The sequence below is a fragment of the Mesorhizobium sp. A556 genome, from assembly GCF_054489545.1.
Window position 1 is genome coordinate 599,024 of sequence record NZ_JBTMXA010000001.1, and the last position, 15,360, is coordinate 614,383.

Here is a 15,360-nt window from a genome sequence, read left to right on the forward strand (position 1 = left end):
ATGGCGGCCCGCGCGTTGCCCTTAACGGACGGTTGAGGTAAAAGCGGGAAACTCCGTAAGACAAATTGTCGCCGGATTCTCCGTACACTGAGCAGAAGGCACCGTCCGGACTTGCCCGGTCGCAATCAGAGGTTTGAGAAGTGGGACTTTTTGGCATGACCGAGAGACACCGTGCGCGTGTCGCGCTGCTGGTGCCGCTGGTGGTATCGGGACTTGTGCTGTCGGGGTGCATGAGTTCGCCCACCTATGGCACGGACAAGACGTCCGGCGAGCAGCTTGCCGAAGACCTCACCAATGCCTTTTCGTTTGCACCGAAGCGGAAGGATCATATCGAATACAAGCCGCGGCCGGCCTTGGTGACGCCGGCGGAGGGCCAGAAGGAAGCGCTGCCGGTGCCGCAGGACAGCATCACGCAGACGGCCAGCGCCGAGTGGCCCGAATCGCCCGAACAGCGCCGTGCCCGGCTGCGCGCCGACGCAACCGCGCATCAGGACGACCCCAATTACCAGGCCCAGATCATCGACGATGTGCAGTCCGATCCTGTTGCGATGAAGCAGGCGCTGAAGGAATCGGGATCGAATCGCCCGCCGCCGCCCGGCAATTCAGCTCTTGGCAGCGCCGAACGGCGTGCCGAAATCAACCGCCGTATTGCCGAGGGCAAGCAGGGCGACGCGACAAGCCGGAAATATCTGAGTGAACCGCCCTTGGACTATCGCGTTGCCGCCGGCACCGCCCCGCAAGGCGACATCGGCGAAGACGAGTACAAGAAAGAGCGTCGCCTCAAGAAAGAGGCTGCGGCCAAGAGCGGCAAGAAGGGCATGTTCGACTGGCTGCCCTGGTAGGCATTCGCAATCGGCGATAGCCCGCGTTCAGGGTTCGCGCCGCTGGTCGAAGAACCCGCGCAGCAGCGCTGCCGAGTCGGTTTCCGCCAGGCCCGCATAGACATCGGGCGCGTGGTGGCAGGTGGGCGAGGCAAAGAAACGAACCCCGTTGACCACGGCCCCGCCTTTTTCGTCGACGGCACCGAAATAAAGTCGGCGCAGGCGTGCAAACGAGATAGCGCCCGCGCACATGGCGCAGGGCTCCAGCGTGACATAGAGATCGCAGCCGGTCAGCCGTTCGGCCGATAGGACTGCGCAAGCCTGCCTTATCGCCAGCATTTCGGCGTGCGCCGTCGGATCGGCCAGTTCACGGGTGCGGTTGCCGGCAGCGGATAGGGCGACGCCCTCTCTGGCGATCACCGCCCCGACAGGCACTTCGCCCCGCCCGGCAGCAGCCTGCGCCTCGGCCAGTGCCAGCGCCATGAAGTCCGGACGCTTCACGCGATTGTCATTCCGGTTGCCCTTCTACTTATATCCTCGCCACTTGGGCGCGTTCCTGTTATCTACCCGCGCAAACGAGCAAAGGCCACAATGGACGACAACGACAAGAAATACCCGCGCAAGAGCGGCCCGAAGTCGGCTGGCCCTCGCGGTCGCCCTGCCGATGCCGGCCAAGGCCGAAAGACAGGTGGCAAGCCTGCTTTCGGAGAGAAAAAGCCGTTCGTGAAACGTGATGGGCCGCGCAAGCCTTATGCGCCCCGCGGTGACCGTCCGATGGCTGCCGATGGCGAACGTCCCAAGCGGGATTTTGCCCCGCGTGGCGCCGGTGAGGCAGAACGCCCACGTTCTGAATTCAAGCGTGAGTACAAGCCGCGCGAAGCTGGCGACGCCCCCCGTGACAATCGTCCTTTCAGCAAGGGGCCGCGCCCCGAAGGCAAGCCTTTCGTGAAGCATGACGGGCCGCGCAAGCCCTATGCGCCACGCGGCGACCGGCCCATGGCCGCTGACGGCGACCGCCCGAAGCGCGATTACGCGCCGCGTGTTGCCAGCGAAGGCGGGCGTCACGATTTCAAGCGCGAGTACAAGCCGCGCGAGGCCGGCGAGGCACCACGAGGCGAACGGACCTTCAACAAGGGACCACGCCCCGAAGGCAGGCCGTTCGTGAAGCACGATGGCCCGCGCAAGCCCTATGCACCGCGTGGCGACCGTCCGATGGCTTCTGAAGGCGAGCGCGGCGAAAAGCGGTTTGATCGTCCCAAGCGCGATTTTGGCCGCGATGCCGGCAAGCCCGCCGATTCGGGCGGGTTCAGGCCGCGCCCACGTCTTGACGAGGCAACGGAAGAAGCCGGCGAGCGCATTGCCAAGCGGTTGGCACGCGCCGGTCTTGCCTCGCGTCGTGATGCCGAGGAACTGATCGAGGCGGGCAGGGTCAAGGTCAATGGCAGGGTGCTGACCTCGCCGGCCTTCAACGTCATGCTGGGCGACATCATCCATCTCGACGGCATGGAAATTCCGCCGATCGAGCGTACGCGGCTGTTTTTGTTCCACAAGCCGGCTGGCGTGGTTACGACCAACCGCGACCCGGAAGGGCGCAAAACCGTTTTCGACGTATTGCCGGCCGAGCTGCCACGCCTGATGACCATCGGACGGCTGGATATCAATACCGAGGGACTACTTCTGCTGACCAATGACGGCGGCCTGTCGCGCGTGCTCGAATTGCCGGCTACCGGCTGGCTCCGGCGCTACCGCGTCCGCGTGCATGGCAAGGTCGAGGAAAGTGCGCTTACCGGCCTACGCGAAGGCATCGCCGTCGACGGCGTGTTTTATGGCGCGATAGAAGCCACGCTGGACCGCGAGCAGGGCTCCAACGCATGGCTGACGCTGGCGCTCCGCGAGGGCAAAAACCGCGAAGTGAGGAACATTCTCGGCGCGCTCGGCCTGGACGTGACGCGGCTGATCCGCATTTCCTACGGACCGTTCCAGCTTGACGATCTGAGGGAAGGCCATGTTCTCGAGATCAATGGGCGTGTGTTGCGCGATCAGCTCGGCGAGCGGCTGGTGGAAGAATCCGGCGCGAATTTCGATGCTGAAATCACAAAACCTTTCTCCAACCGGCCGGTACGGCGGACCGAACCGCGCGTCGAAGAGGCGCCAAGGCCGGCAGCCTCACGCGAAGGCGACCGCCGCCCGATCGGTGAGGGCGGGCTGATCAAGAACCGCAAGCGCCGCGAGGGAAGCCGCGACGAGGCGCTGGGCAAGCTTTCGACCCGGCCCGAGGGTGGCTTTTCGGATCGTGGTCCCAAACCTGAACGGGGAGAGCGGCCTGAACGCGGTGAGCGGCCCGAGCGTAGTGAACGGCCAGATCGCGGCAGCTTCGGCGAACGCGGGCCAAAGCCGGGTGGCTTCGGCGCAAAGCCGGCTGGATTCGGGGGCAAACCGGCACGCGGCGGCAAGAAGTCCGAGCGCGAGCAGCGTCCGATAGAGCCACCGGGCCAGCGCAAGGCCAATGTCTGGATGGCGCCGGGCGCACGTCCCATCGGCAAGGGCCGGGCTGAGGCCGAGAAGGCGGAAGTAGACGCCAAGAAGGCGCGCAAAACGGCGATGTACGGCAAGCCGGCGGGTGGAAAGCCTTCTTTTGGTAAGCCACGCAATGACCGTCCAGCAGGCAATCGAGAGAGCGGCAAGGACGATCGGCCGCGCGGCGATGGCCCGAAAGGACCACGGCGAGGGGGAAGCAGTGCGGATCGTCGGCGGTGAGTTTCGCGGGCGTCCGCTGGCGGCGCCCCGTACCGCTGCAATCCGCCCGACCACCGACCGCACCCGCGAGGCCGTCTTCAACATTTTGGCGCATCGCTTTCCCGAGCGGCTGGACGGCGCGCGCGTACTCGACCTGTTTGCAGGGACGGGCGCACTTGGCCTTGAGGCGCTGTCTCGCGGCGCGTCCTATGGCGTGTTCATCGAGGAGTCGGCGGAAGGGCGCGGCCTGATCCGCACTAACGTCGAAACCTTCGGCCTGACCGGGCGCACCAAGATTTTTCGGCGCGATGCCGTGGCCTTGGGCGAGGCGGGGACGCTGGCGCCTTTTGGCCTGATCTTCGCCGACCCACCCTATGGCAAGGGGCTGGGCGAGCAGGCCCTGCGCTCTGCCAGAGCCGGCGGCTGGCTGGCCGCGGGTGCGCTCTGCGTGGTCGAGGAGGCGGCCGCAGCGTCTTTCGAGCCGGGAGAGGGCTTTGTCGTTCTGGACGAACGAAGCTACGGCGAAACCGTGATCCGATATATCGAGGCGGCCTGACTTCCACCTCTTTTGGCGGTCAGATGACGAATAATTCATTTTTCCCCCGGCAACACGCTGCCTATCGTTCATGCACGAACTTCCGGAGTTGCAATGACATTCAAGGCCGATTGGCTACGCCTCCCCATCCTGGCCGCCGCCGCAGCGTTTTGCCTGATGGGGCCTGCCTTGGCGCAAACCGCCCCGGACGGCTGGAAGGTGACGGATTTCCAGCTCGACAACGGCATGGAAGTCGTCGTCATTCCCGATCATCGCGCACCGATCGTTACCCACATGGTCTGGTACAAGGTCGGCAGCGCCGACGAGCCGCCGGGGAAGTCCGGCATTGCCCACTTCTTCGAACATTTGATGTTCAAGGCAACGACACATCATAAGGCCGGCGAATTCGACGCCGCGATCTCCGCCATCGGAGGCTCGAACAACGCCTTCACCTCCTACGACTACACCGCTTTTTACGAGACGGTGACGCCGCAGGCCCTGGGTGAAATGATGGGCTTCGAAGCCGACCGGATGCGCAATCTGATTTTGAGCGACGACGTGATCGCGACCGAGCGCGACGTCATCCTCGAGGAGCGCCGCTCGCGCATCGACAATAATCCGAGCGCCCTGCTCGACGAAGAGGTCAACGCCACACTCTACCAGAACCAGCCCTACCGCATCCCGGTCATCGGCTGGAAGCAGGAGATGGAGCAACTCAATCGCACCGACGCCAGGGCCTTTTACGATCATTACTATACCCCGAACAATGCCGTGCTGGTGGTGGCAGGCGATGTCGAGCCGGAGACGGTCAAGGAACTGGCTGAAAAGACATTCGGCAAGCTGGCGCGTGGCCCCGATTTGCCGCCACGCATCCGTCCGGTCGAGCCGGATCAGAACACCGAGCGGACGGTGACGCTGCGCGACGCCCGCGTCAGCGTGCCTTCCTTTTCCACGCAATGGGTCGTGCCTTCCTACCATTCGCAAAAGCACGGTGAGGCCGAAGCGCTCGACCTGCTCGCCGAAATCCTCGGCGGCGGCACTCGCAGCCGCCTCTATCAGCAACTTGTCGTCAAGCAGGGCATTGCCGCAAGCGCCGGGGCGTCGTTCCAGGGCAGGATGCTCGACGATACCAGCTTTTCCGTCTATGGCGCGCCGCGCGGCGACGCCAAGCTTGCCGACGTGGAAGCCGCGGTGAATGCGGAGGTCGCGCGCATCGCCAAGGACGGGGTTAGCCAGGATGAACTGGACAAGGCGAAAGACCGGTTCGTCCGCTCGATGATTTTCGCGCGCGACAAGCAGGCGGCCATGGCGAATATATACGGCGCCACATTGGCGACCGGCGGCAGCGTGCAGGACATCGAACAGTGGCCCGAGCGCATACGCAAGGTCACGACCGATGAGGTCAAGGCCGTCGCCGCCCGTTACCTGGGCATGGACCATGCGACGACAGGCTATTTGTTGCCGGCGCAGGCGGGGAACTGAACGATGGCTTATTTCATGAAGTTCCGCGCGCGCCTTGCAGTTCCGGTCGCGACATTGTTGCTGTCGATGCTGTTTCTGGTGCTGCCGGCAATCACGGCTCGGGCCGCCGTCACCATTCAGGAGGTCAAGTCCGATTCCGGCGTGTCGGCCTGGCTGGTGGAAGACTATTCGGTGCCCATCGTCGCCATCCAGTTCGTTTTCGATGGCGGCAGTTCCCAGGATCCGGCCGGCAAGGAAGGCCTGGCCAATTTGATGACCGGCCTGTTCGATGAAGGTGCCGGCGATATGGATAGCGAGGCCTTCCAGATCAAGCTGGACGAAGTCGGGGCGGAGATGAGGTTCAACCAGACCCGCGACGGCACCTACGGTGCAATGCGCTTGCTGGCGGACCGCAAGGACGAGGCGTTTCGCCTTCTGAAGCTCGCTGTCGAGGAGCCTCGCTTCGACCAAGCGCCAATTGACCGCATCCGCGGCCAGATCCTGTCTGGCATCATTTCCGGCGAGCGCGATCCCAATCAGGTTGCGGCGCTGAAATGGGCGCAGGCGCTTTATCCCGGTCACCCTTATTCCAGGCCTGACGAGGGCACCAAGGAGAGCATTGCCACGATTACGGCAGACGATTTGCGCGCATTCCACAAGGCAAACTTTGCCCGCGACGGCCTTCATGTCGCGGTTGTCGGCGCCATCGACGCCAAGACGTTGAAATCCGAGCTCGACCAGATATTCGGCACCTTGCCCGAAAAGCAGAAGCTGGTGCCCGTTGCAGATGTCGAACCCAAGCTTGCCCAGGAAATGCAGGTCCCTTACGACCAGCCGCAGACATCGCTGCAGATGGCCTATCCCGGCGTGAAACGTTCGGCGCCCGATTTTTACGCGGCGGCGCTGATGAACGAGATACTCGGCGGCGGCACCTTCACCTCACGCCTGTTCAAGGAGGTGCGTGAGAAGCGTGGACTGGCCTATAGCGTCAGTTCCGGGCTGGCCGGCAGACGCCATAGTTCGGCGCTGGTCATAGGGACTGCGACCCGCTCGGACCGTGCAACTGAGACGCTGGGCGTGGTTCGCGACGTGGTCAAGCAGATGGCGGAGGAGGGACCGAGCGAGCAGGAACTGGCAGCCGCAAAGGAATATCTGATCGGGTCCTATGCCATCAACAATCTGGACTCGTCGGGCGCCATTGCCGGCACTTTGCTTCAGCTTCAACTCGACCATCTCGGCATCGACTACATGCAGAACCGGGAAGCCTATCTGCAGGGGGTAACCCTCGATCAGGTCAAGGCGGTGGCGACCAAGCTTTTGTCGGCCAAACCGGCGATCATGGTCGTCGGGCCGGAGCTGCACGACGGGGAAAAAAGGTGAGCCCGACCTTCGGCATCGCCTTTGGCGGCGGTGGCGCGCGCGGTCTGGCGCATATCCACGTCATCGAGGCGCTGGACGAACTCGGCATCCGCCCGGTGGCAATCGCCGGCTCGTCCATCGGCGCCATCATGGGGGCCGGCATGGCGGCCGGCATTGCCGGCAAGGACATTCGCGAACACGCCCGTTCGATCCTCACGCATCGCGCTCAGGTCGCGACCCGGATGTGGCGGGCCCGGCCTGGCACGTTTGCCGAAATGATCGAGGGCGGCTTTCGCGTCAGCCAGTTCAATATCGAGCGGATTCTGAAGGCATTCCTGCCGGAAGCCGTGCCAGCCACTTTTGCGGAACTGAAGATCCCGCTGAAGGTAACGGCCACCGATTTCTTCGGCCACAAGCTTGCTATCCTGTCGGAGGGCGACCTGCATTCGGCGCTGGCCGCATCGGCTGCGATCCCGGCGGTGTTTCGCCCGGTCATGCGCGACGGCCGCATGCTGATCGACGGCGGCATTTACAACCCGGTTCCGTTCGACCTGATCGAGAACGAAGCCGACATCATTCTTGCCATCGATGTCGTCGGCGCGCCTTCCGACGTTGAGCGCAAGCTCCCGTCGACCGTTGACCTGATGTTCGGTGCAACGCAGTTGATGATGCAGTCGATCATCACCAACAAGCTCAAGCGGTGCCGCCCGGATATATTGATCCGCCCGCCGGTTTCGCGCTTTCGCGTCCTCGATTTCATGAAGGTCGACGCGGTGATGGCCGAGACGGCTTCAGTCAAGGATGAGGTCAAGCGCGCCATCGAGACGGCCATAGAGGCCAGGTTGGACGATGGCAAAGGCAAGAATGCCACGCGCGCCAAGCGCGCCGCGAAATAGACCGGCCGTTCGCACTGCCCTGCCATGCAGATGAAGCGCCGTGTGCGCCAATGAAGCGGATTGCCCGCGCGGCTGGGGCGCGATAATAGGCGTCTCATGAGCACGCCCCCCGATACGATCCGCATCGCCGTCGCCCAACTGAACCCCACTGTCGGCGACATAGCAGGCAATCTTGCCAAGGCACGCGAGGCGAGGGCCGACGCAGCCCGGCAGCGTGCCGATGTCGTGCTTTTCACGGAGCTGTTCATTTCCGGCTATCCGCCGGAGGATCTGGTGTTGAAACCGGCTTTCCTGAAGGCGTGCGAACGCGCCGTCGATGATCTGGCCAAGGATACCGCCGATGGCGGGCCGGGCGTCATTATCGGGACGCCGTTGAAGCGCAAGAGCGGTACGCACAATTCGATCGTTGTCGCCGATGGCGGCAGGATCATCGCCGAGCGCTTCAAGGCCGACTTGCCGAATTACGGCGAATTCGACGAGAAGCGCGTTTTCCAGGCGGGGCCGGAATTGCCGGGGCCGGTCAATTTTCGCGGCGTCCGTTTGGGCATCCCGATTTGCGAGGACGTCTGGGGCGACCTCGGCGTTTGCGAGACGCTGGCCGAATCGGGAGCGGAAATCCTGCTCGTGCCGAACGGCTCCCCCTATTATCGCGGCAAGATGGACGCCCGCCAGCAAGTCGTTCTCCGGCAGGTCATCGAGACTGGCCTGCCCATGGTCTACGCCAACCAGCTTGGCGGGCAGGACGAATTGGTGTTCGACGGCGCTTCCTTCGCCATTCAGGCCGACAAGTCGCTGGCTTTCCAGATGAGCCAGTTCGAGGCGGCGGTTGACGTCACCACCTGGAAGCGCGGTGAGGAAGGCTGGACCTGTACGCAAGGGCCGATGTCGAAGGTTCCCGAAAAGGAAGAGGCGGACTATCGCGCCTGCCTGCTCGGGCTGCGCGACTACGTCAACAAGAACGGTTTCAAGAATGTCGTGCTTGGCCTTTCCGGCGGTATTGATTCGGCCATCTGCGCCGCCCTTGCCGTCGATGCGCTGGGCGAGGAGCGGGTGCATGCGGTGATGATGCCATATCGCTACACGACCAAGGATTCGCTGAAGGATGCGAAGGATTGCGCCCGCGCGCTTGGCTGCCGCTACGATATCGTTCCGATTGCGGAGCCGGTCGACGGGTTCGCGCACGCTCTAGCACCGCTATTTGCAGGCACGAAGCCGGATATTACCGAGGAAAACCTGCAGTCTCGCGCGCGCGGAACCATCCTGATGGCACTTTCCAACAAGTTCGGCTCGATGGTGGTGACGACCGGGAACAAGTCGGAAATGTCGGTGGGCTATGCCACGCTCTACGGCGACATGAACGGCGGCTTCAATCCGATCAAGGACATGTACAAGATGCAGGTCTATGCGCTGTCGCGCTGGCGCAATGCACATGTGCCATCCGACGCGCTTGGCCCTGCCGGCGAGGTTATCCCCGCCAACATCATCGACAAGGCACCGTCGGCCGAATTGCGGGAGAATCAGACCGATCAGGACTCGCTGCCGCCTTATCCGGCGCTGGACGACATCCTGGAATGCCTGGTCGAGAATGAAATGGGTGTCGACGAGATCGTCGCGCGGGGCCATGACCGCGCAACCGTCACCAGGGTAGAGCATCTTCTATACATAGCCGAGTATAAACGCCGCCAGGCGGCGCCGGGCGTCAAGATCACTCGAAAAAATTTCGGCCGCGACCGTCGATACCCGATCACCAACAGGTTTCGCGATCGCGGCTAGAGCATCGGACCGAAAAGTGGTTACCGGTTTTCGGAAAATCCGATGCTCAAACAAAAGGATGGAGCGGCAGCGCGGATTTATCCGAGCGTCCGCCGCTCTAGCGGGCGTTATCCGCTTCAACTCCCTTGGAAAGACGAAACGCCCGCCGGACCCGGCATTCGGGGTATCGTCGATCACGATATGTGATAGGATTTGTCATATCGTGATCGGATATCGCGGTAGTTTCCGAGAAACCATGGATAATTACAAGGGAGAAAAACAATGTCCATTGGAGAGAACTTCAGCGCCTATCGGCCTTCGAAAGCTGTATGGTTCTGGTCGTGCATCGGTGCGGCTGTCCTGACGATCATTGTCGGCTTTTCGTGGGGCGGCTGGGTAACGGGGGGAACCGCGACGAAACAGGCCGAGGCGTCCGGCGAACACGCAGCGGCGCAACTCGCTGCAAACATATGTGTCAACCGCTTCCTCCAGGCGCCTGACGCTACCGCAAAGCTGGCCGAACTGAAGAAAGTCGACTCCTGGAAGCGTGATAGCTTCGTAAGCGACGGCGGATGGGTCACATTCGCCAAGATGGAGAAGCCGGTCACCGGTGCTGCCGAAATTTGCGCCGATCAACTGGCAAGCGCGGAACTGCCGGTGGCGGACGCGACAGGAACCGCTCCGCAGCAGGATTCCGTCAACTAGACATTCGGCTATTTGACCGCATATCCTGCGAGGCGCGCTCGAATGCGCGCTTCGCAGGATATGGGTTCTGTTGCAAAATGCGGAGCCATCCTTTAGGCCCCGTACATGACAGTCACCGTTCGTTTCGCCCCTTCGCCCACCGGCCGCATCCATATCGGCAATGCGCGCACGGCTCTGTTCAACTGGCTTTTTGCTCAAAAGCACAAGGGCCGCTTCATCCAGCGCTTCGACGATACAGACATTGCGCGCTCGAAGCAGGAATATGCGGATTCCACCCTCTATGACCTGCATTGGCTGGGTATTTTTCAGGACGCCACGGAATATCAGTCGAAACGCTTCGACATCTACGATGCCGCCGTCGAAAAGCTGAAGGCGGCAGGCCTGCTTTATGCCTGTTATGAAACGCCGGAAGAACTCGACCTTCGGCGCAAGGTGCGGCGCACGCGCGGGCTGCCACCGGTTTATGGTCGCGAGGCGCTGACGCTGACCGCCGAGCAGATTGCGGCATTCGAGGCGGACGGGCGCCGGCCGCATTGGCGCTTCCTGTTGCCCAACTTCACCAGCGATCCATCGGAGCCGCAACGCACGGAAATTCATTGGCACGATTTGGTGCGCGGCGAAGAGACGGTCGATCTCTCCTCGCTATCCGATCCGGTTCTGGTGCGCGAGGACGGCACGTATCTCTATACGCTGCCTTCGGTCGTCGACGATATCGATCTTGGTGTCACCCATGTCATCCGCGGCGACGACCATGTCACCAATACCGGCGTGCAAATGGCAATCTTTCGGGCACTGGGTGCCGAAGTGCCGGTTTTTGGCCACCATAATCTGCTGACCACGACTTCGGGCGAGGGGCTTTCCAAGCGCACCGGTGCGCTGTCCATCGAAGGCCTGCGCGAATCCGGCATCGAGCCGATGGCGGTTGCCTCGCTGGCCGTGCTGGTCGGCACCTCCGAGAATGTCCAAGCCATCCCGACAATGGCTGAACTGGGCGACCATTTCGATCCGGCCGCCACCTCGAAGTCCGCGTCTAAATTCGACCCGGATGAGTTGGTGGTGCTTAACCGCGTCCTGCTGCATCACATGCCTTTTGCGGAAGCGCGCGACAGGCTGGCATTGCTCGGCATATCGGACGAGCGCGCGGAGCCGTTCTGGATAGCGGTGCGCGGCAATCTCGACCGGCTTAGCGATGCCGGCCGGTGGTGGCGGATCGTCAACGAAGGCCCGGAAGAAAAGCCGGAGCTTTCCGACGAGGATGTAGCCTATCTGCGCCGTGCTTTCGACCTGCTGCCGCAGGAGCCGTGGGAGGCATCGATCTGGAAAGACTGGACGAATGCCGTCAAGAAGGACACCGGTCGCAAGGGAAAAGCCTTGTTCATGCCGCTTCGGCTGGCGCTTACCGGGCTGGAGTCGGGCCCGGAACTTGCAGATCTATTGCCGCTTCTGGGGCTGGAAGGAACGCTGGCGCGACGACCCTGACTTTCCGGTCGGTGGCGAGAAGGCTGGGCTGGTTATCGGGTTCCAGGACGTGTGAGGCTTCATCGGGCGCGGGCTTGACTGGCTCGGCAGGACTGGGTTTTGCGGCAGGTAGTGGCGCAAAGGACGTGATGCTGGGAGATTCCGGCTTGGAGCTTTGCAGGCCTGTAACGGAACGGCCGCCGATGACGTCGAAACCTTGAGCCGCATTGCAGCCGCAGGCCGGTGCATCCGGATTGCTCGGCTTCTTGTAGAGATAGGCCGTCGGCAATTCGGTATAGGGCCTGCCCGTGACGGACGATGTCATGTTGGCCGAATCGTCGGCGATGCCGCGCGTATAAAACACCTGCATTTCGGTCCCAGGGCAGCTCGACTCGCAGTTCTTCTGGTCGCGCTCGAAATCCCGCAGGGAAGCCGCATTCGACATTGGAAAGAAATAGCCGTCGCAGGTGCGCACGCACATCGTGCGGAATTCGCCACGAGGGGCCTCGGCCGTGGTCACGCGCGTCAAGGTGTTGAGATAGCCCTTGTCGGCCGGTTCCACCGGTTCCGCCTGCAACTCATCGTCGAGATCGATGTTGCGTTGCGGCTTTTCCAGGAGCCAGTCGCCCGTCTTCTTTCTTTCAGGAAGTTCTTTCGCCGCCGTTTCGGTTGCGCGGCATTTTTTGGCCTTCAGCGCGGCCATGATCTGCGAACGGTCACGGCGCGCGGTTCCCTTGGCAAGTTTGGCGCGGTCGCGGCGCAGCGTGTCGAGGTTTTTTGCCATGCGGTCCAGGGAAGCGTTCAGCGCCGCGCAGGCGCTGACATTCCCGGCAAAGATTGAAAATCCGCAACCGGCCTGGCGCGCCCTGCTTCGCGCCTTCGTCATTTCCGCGCCCTGCCTGGCAATGGCGGAATCGTATTTCCGGATCTGTGAAGGGCGTGCCCGGCCACCGCTGCCTGCACTGGCAAGCTCGGCTTCCAATTGCCGGCAGGCGCTCGAAGCAGCGAAAGCGGTGCCAATGTCCGCGAACGAAACGGCAAGCGCGCCAAGCAACGCCAGGGCGAAAAATGCCGTCTTGCTCGTGCCCCTCGCCATTTTTCCTCCGTGCCGCCGCTGCCCACTGGCAAACAGAACAGGCACCCGGTGCGCCAACCCTGGAATTTATCGCATCCGTGTTACCCGTTTCCTAGAGCGCCGTGCGTCCCTTCGGGCACCGGCGCTCCAATTCTTTAATCAGCATCGGAATAACCCGAAAACCAGTATCCACTTTCGGTCCGTTCTAGCAGGCTGCCTCCGCAGCCTGCGCCGCCTTCTGCGTTGCCTCGACCACGGCAAGCGCCGTCATGTTGACGACGCCGCGCGAGGTTACGGAAGGTGTCAGGATGTGTGCCGGTTTGTCCGTGCCGAGCAGGATCGGGCCAACATGCAGCGCATCCAGTGTCGCCTGCAACGCCGTCAGCGTGATGTTGGCCGCGTCGAGCGTGGGGAACACCAGCAGATTGGCTTCGCCCTTGAGGCGCGAATGCGGATAGACGCGCTGGCGAAGCGCGCTGGACAGGGCGGTATCGGCGTGCATTTCGCCGTCGCATTGCAGTTCGGGGGCCAAATGTGCCAGAAGGGCCGCCGCCTTGCGCATCTTCAGTGTGCTTGGCGTATCGCGGGAGCCGAAATCGGACAGCGACAGCAAAGCGGCCTTCGGCTCGATGCCGAAGCGCCGGATTTCATCGGCCGCAAGAATCGTCATTTCCGCGATCTTCTCGGCGGTCGGATCGACGCAGACATGGGTGTCGGTCAGGAACAGCACCCCGCGCTGCGAGATCAGCATCGAAAGCGTTGACAGTTCGTGATCCTTGATGCCGGTTCGCGGCCCGATAATCAGGTCGACGTTCCGCAAATGGCGAGCAAAGCGTCCCTCCAGTCCGCACAGCATCGCATCGGCGTCGCCGCGCTTCAGTGCCAGCGAGGCAATCACCGTTGTGTGCGTGCGCACCATGGTGCGGGCGGCTTCCTGCGTTATGCCGCGCCGCCCGCCAAGTTCGATGAACAGGTCGACATAGTGGCGATAGCGCGGATCGTCCTCGGGGTTGATCAGTTCGAAGTCCACGCCCGGCCGGATACGCAGGCCGTGGCGCTTGAGCCGTACCTCGACGACATGCGGGCGCCCGATGAGGATCGGTTCGGCAATGCCTTCTTCCAGCACCACCTGGGCGGCACGCAGTACGCGCTCGTCTTCGCCGTCGGCATAAATGACGCGTTTGGTGGTCGAAGCCTTGGCCGTCGAGAATACCGGCTTCATGACTAGGCCGGAGCGGAAGACGAAACGGTTCAGCTTGTCGATATAGGCCGCCATGTCGGTGATCGGCCGCGTCGCGACGCCGGTATCGCAGGCCGCCTTGGCGACGGCTGGCGCTATGCGCAAGATGAGGCGGGGATCGAACGGCGAGGGGATAAGGAATTCCGGACCGAATATCGGCGTCTCACCGGAATAGGCGCGCGCCGCGACATCGGACGGTTCCTCGCGCGCCAAAGCCGCGATGGCGCGCACGGCGGCCATCTTCATCTCCTCGTTGATGGCGCTCGCGCCACAGTCGAGCGCGCCGCGAAAGATGTAAGGAAAACAGAGTACGTTATTGACTTGATTGGGAAAATCCGACCTGCCGGTGCATATCATCGCGTCGGGCCGCGCGGCGCGGGCGAGATCCGGCATTATTTCGGGATTCGGATTAGCCAGTGCCAGGATCAACGGCTTTTCCGCCATCAGCTCAAGCATTTCAGGCTTCAATACGCCGGCGGCCGAAAGACCGAGGAAGACGTCGGTGCCGGGCAGGACATCCGCCAGCGTGCGGGCATTCGTATCCTTGACGTAAGGGTCCTTCCAGCGGTCCATTTCCTCGGTTCGCCCCTTGTAGGCGACGCCGAAGCGGTCGGTGACCCAGATGTTCTCGATCTGCACCCCGAGCAGGACCAGCAGATTGAGACAGGCCAGCGCCGCGGCGCCGGCCCCTGATGTAACTACCTTGATGTCCTTGATTTCCTTGCCGGCAAACTCCAGGCCATTCAGGATGGCAGCGGCAACGATAATGGCCGTGCCGTGCTGGTCGTCGTGGAAGACCGGGATGCTCATGCGAGCCTTCAGTCGCTCCTCGACATCGAAGCATTCCGGCGCCTTGATGTCTTCGAGATTGATGCCGCCGAAGGTCGGCTCCAGCGCGGCAATCGTTTCGACCATGCGGTCGATTTCCAACGCGTCGATTTCGATGTCGAATACGTCGATGCCCGCGAATTTCTTGAACAGGATCGCCTTGCCTTCCATCACCGGCTTGGAAGCAAGCGGGCCGATATTGCCGAGGCCGAGCACCGCCGTGCCGTTGGAGATGACGCCCACGAGATTGGCGCGAGCGGTGTAATCGGCGGCCGTTGCCGGGTCGTCCTGGATGGCAAGGCAAGGTGCGGCGACGCCGGGCGAATAGGCAAGCGCCAGGTCGCGCTGGTTGCCGAGCGGCTTGGTCGCCTGGATTTCGAGCTTGCCCGGAATTGGATATTTGTGGAAATGGAGGGCCGCTTCATCCAGATCCGACCATGTGGTCTTGGTGCTATCGCCTTCCATGGTCGCGGTCCCCCTCTATTGACTGCAAA

Annotated in this window: 12 protein-coding genes; 9 read left to right on the forward strand and 3 right to left on the reverse strand. The window is 62.6% G+C overall.

Annotated features, from left to right (window positions below; genetic code table 11):
* The first annotated feature begins 155 nt into the window (after positions 1-155).
* Complete coding sequence (locus ACX3P0_RS03040) at positions 156-842, forward strand: hypothetical protein (RefSeq protein WP_459086460.1); 687 nt, start codon at positions 156-158, stop codon at positions 840-842.
* Between the two features lie 27 nt (positions 843-869).
* Here ACX3P0_RS03040 and ACX3P0_RS03045 read toward each other — a convergent pair whose 3' ends face one another.
* Entirely contained in the window at positions 870-1,322 is a 453-nt protein-coding gene (locus ACX3P0_RS03045) for a nucleoside deaminase (protein ID WP_459078341.1), read from the reverse strand.
* Positions 1,323-1,412: 90 nt separating this feature from the next.
* Between ACX3P0_RS03045 and ACX3P0_RS03050 the strand changes: the two genes are divergently transcribed.
* The 8 genes from ACX3P0_RS03050 (at position 1,413) to gltX (ending at position 11,744) form a co-directional block, all read left to right on the forward strand.
* Entirely contained in the window at positions 1,413-3,578 is a 2,166-nt protein-coding gene (locus tag ACX3P0_RS03050) for a pseudouridine synthase (RefSeq protein ID WP_459086462.1), read from the forward strand.
* Complete coding sequence (gene rsmD / locus ACX3P0_RS03055) at positions 3,559-4,113, forward strand: 16S rRNA (guanine(966)-N(2))-methyltransferase RsmD (protein ID WP_459086463.1); 555 nt, start codon at positions 3,559-3,561, stop codon at positions 4,111-4,113. Before ACX3P0_RS03050 ends, rsmD begins: the two co-directional genes overlap by 20 nt.
* 93 nt (positions 4,114-4,206) lie before the next feature.
* The gene (locus ACX3P0_RS03060; RefSeq protein WP_459086465.1) at positions 4,207-5,574 is read left to right on the forward strand and encodes a M16 family metallopeptidase; all 1,368 of its coding nucleotides are present in this window, start codon (positions 4,207-4,209) and stop codon (positions 5,572-5,574) included.
* A gap of 3 nt (positions 5,575-5,577) precedes the next feature.
* Complete coding sequence (locus tag ACX3P0_RS03065; RefSeq protein WP_459086467.1) at positions 5,578-6,933, forward strand: M16 family metallopeptidase; 1,356 nt, start codon at positions 5,578-5,580, stop codon at positions 6,931-6,933.
* Positions 6,930-7,808, forward strand: coding sequence for a patatin-like phospholipase family protein (locus ACX3P0_RS03070; RefSeq protein WP_459078336.1), 879 nt, complete (start codon positions 6,930-6,932; stop codon positions 7,806-7,808). Before ACX3P0_RS03065 ends, ACX3P0_RS03070 begins: the two co-directional genes overlap by 4 nt.
* Before the next feature lie 96 nt (positions 7,809-7,904).
* Positions 7,905-9,581, forward strand: coding sequence for an NAD+ synthase (locus ACX3P0_RS03075; RefSeq protein ID WP_459086469.1), 1,677 nt, complete (start codon positions 7,905-7,907; stop codon positions 9,579-9,581).
* Positions 9,582-9,842: 261 nt separating this feature from the next.
* Positions 9,843-10,265, forward strand: a complete 423-nt coding sequence (locus ACX3P0_RS03080) for a hypothetical protein (RefSeq protein ID WP_459078334.1) — start codon at positions 9,843-9,845, stop codon at positions 10,263-10,265.
* Between the two features lie 105 nt (positions 10,266-10,370).
* On the forward strand, positions 10,371-11,744 hold the full coding sequence (gene gltX / locus ACX3P0_RS03085) for a glutamate--tRNA ligase (RefSeq protein WP_459086471.1): 1,374 nt from the start codon (positions 10,371-10,373) through the stop codon (positions 11,742-11,744).
* Here the strand turns inward: gltX and ACX3P0_RS03090 are convergent.
* On the reverse strand, positions 11,662-12,819 hold the full coding sequence (locus tag ACX3P0_RS03090; RefSeq protein WP_459086473.1) for a DUF2865 domain-containing protein: 1,158 nt from the start codon (positions 12,817-12,819) through the stop codon (positions 11,662-11,664). The genes gltX and ACX3P0_RS03090 overlap by 83 nt on opposite strands.
* A gap of 184 nt (positions 12,820-13,003) precedes the next feature.
* Positions 13,004-15,331 carry an NADP-dependent malic enzyme gene (locus ACX3P0_RS03095; RefSeq protein WP_459086474.1) on the reverse strand — a complete coding sequence of 776 codons (2,328 nt, stop codon included), beginning with the start codon at positions 15,329-15,331 and terminating at the stop codon, positions 13,004-13,006.
* Positions 15,332-15,360: the final 29 nt, after the last annotated feature.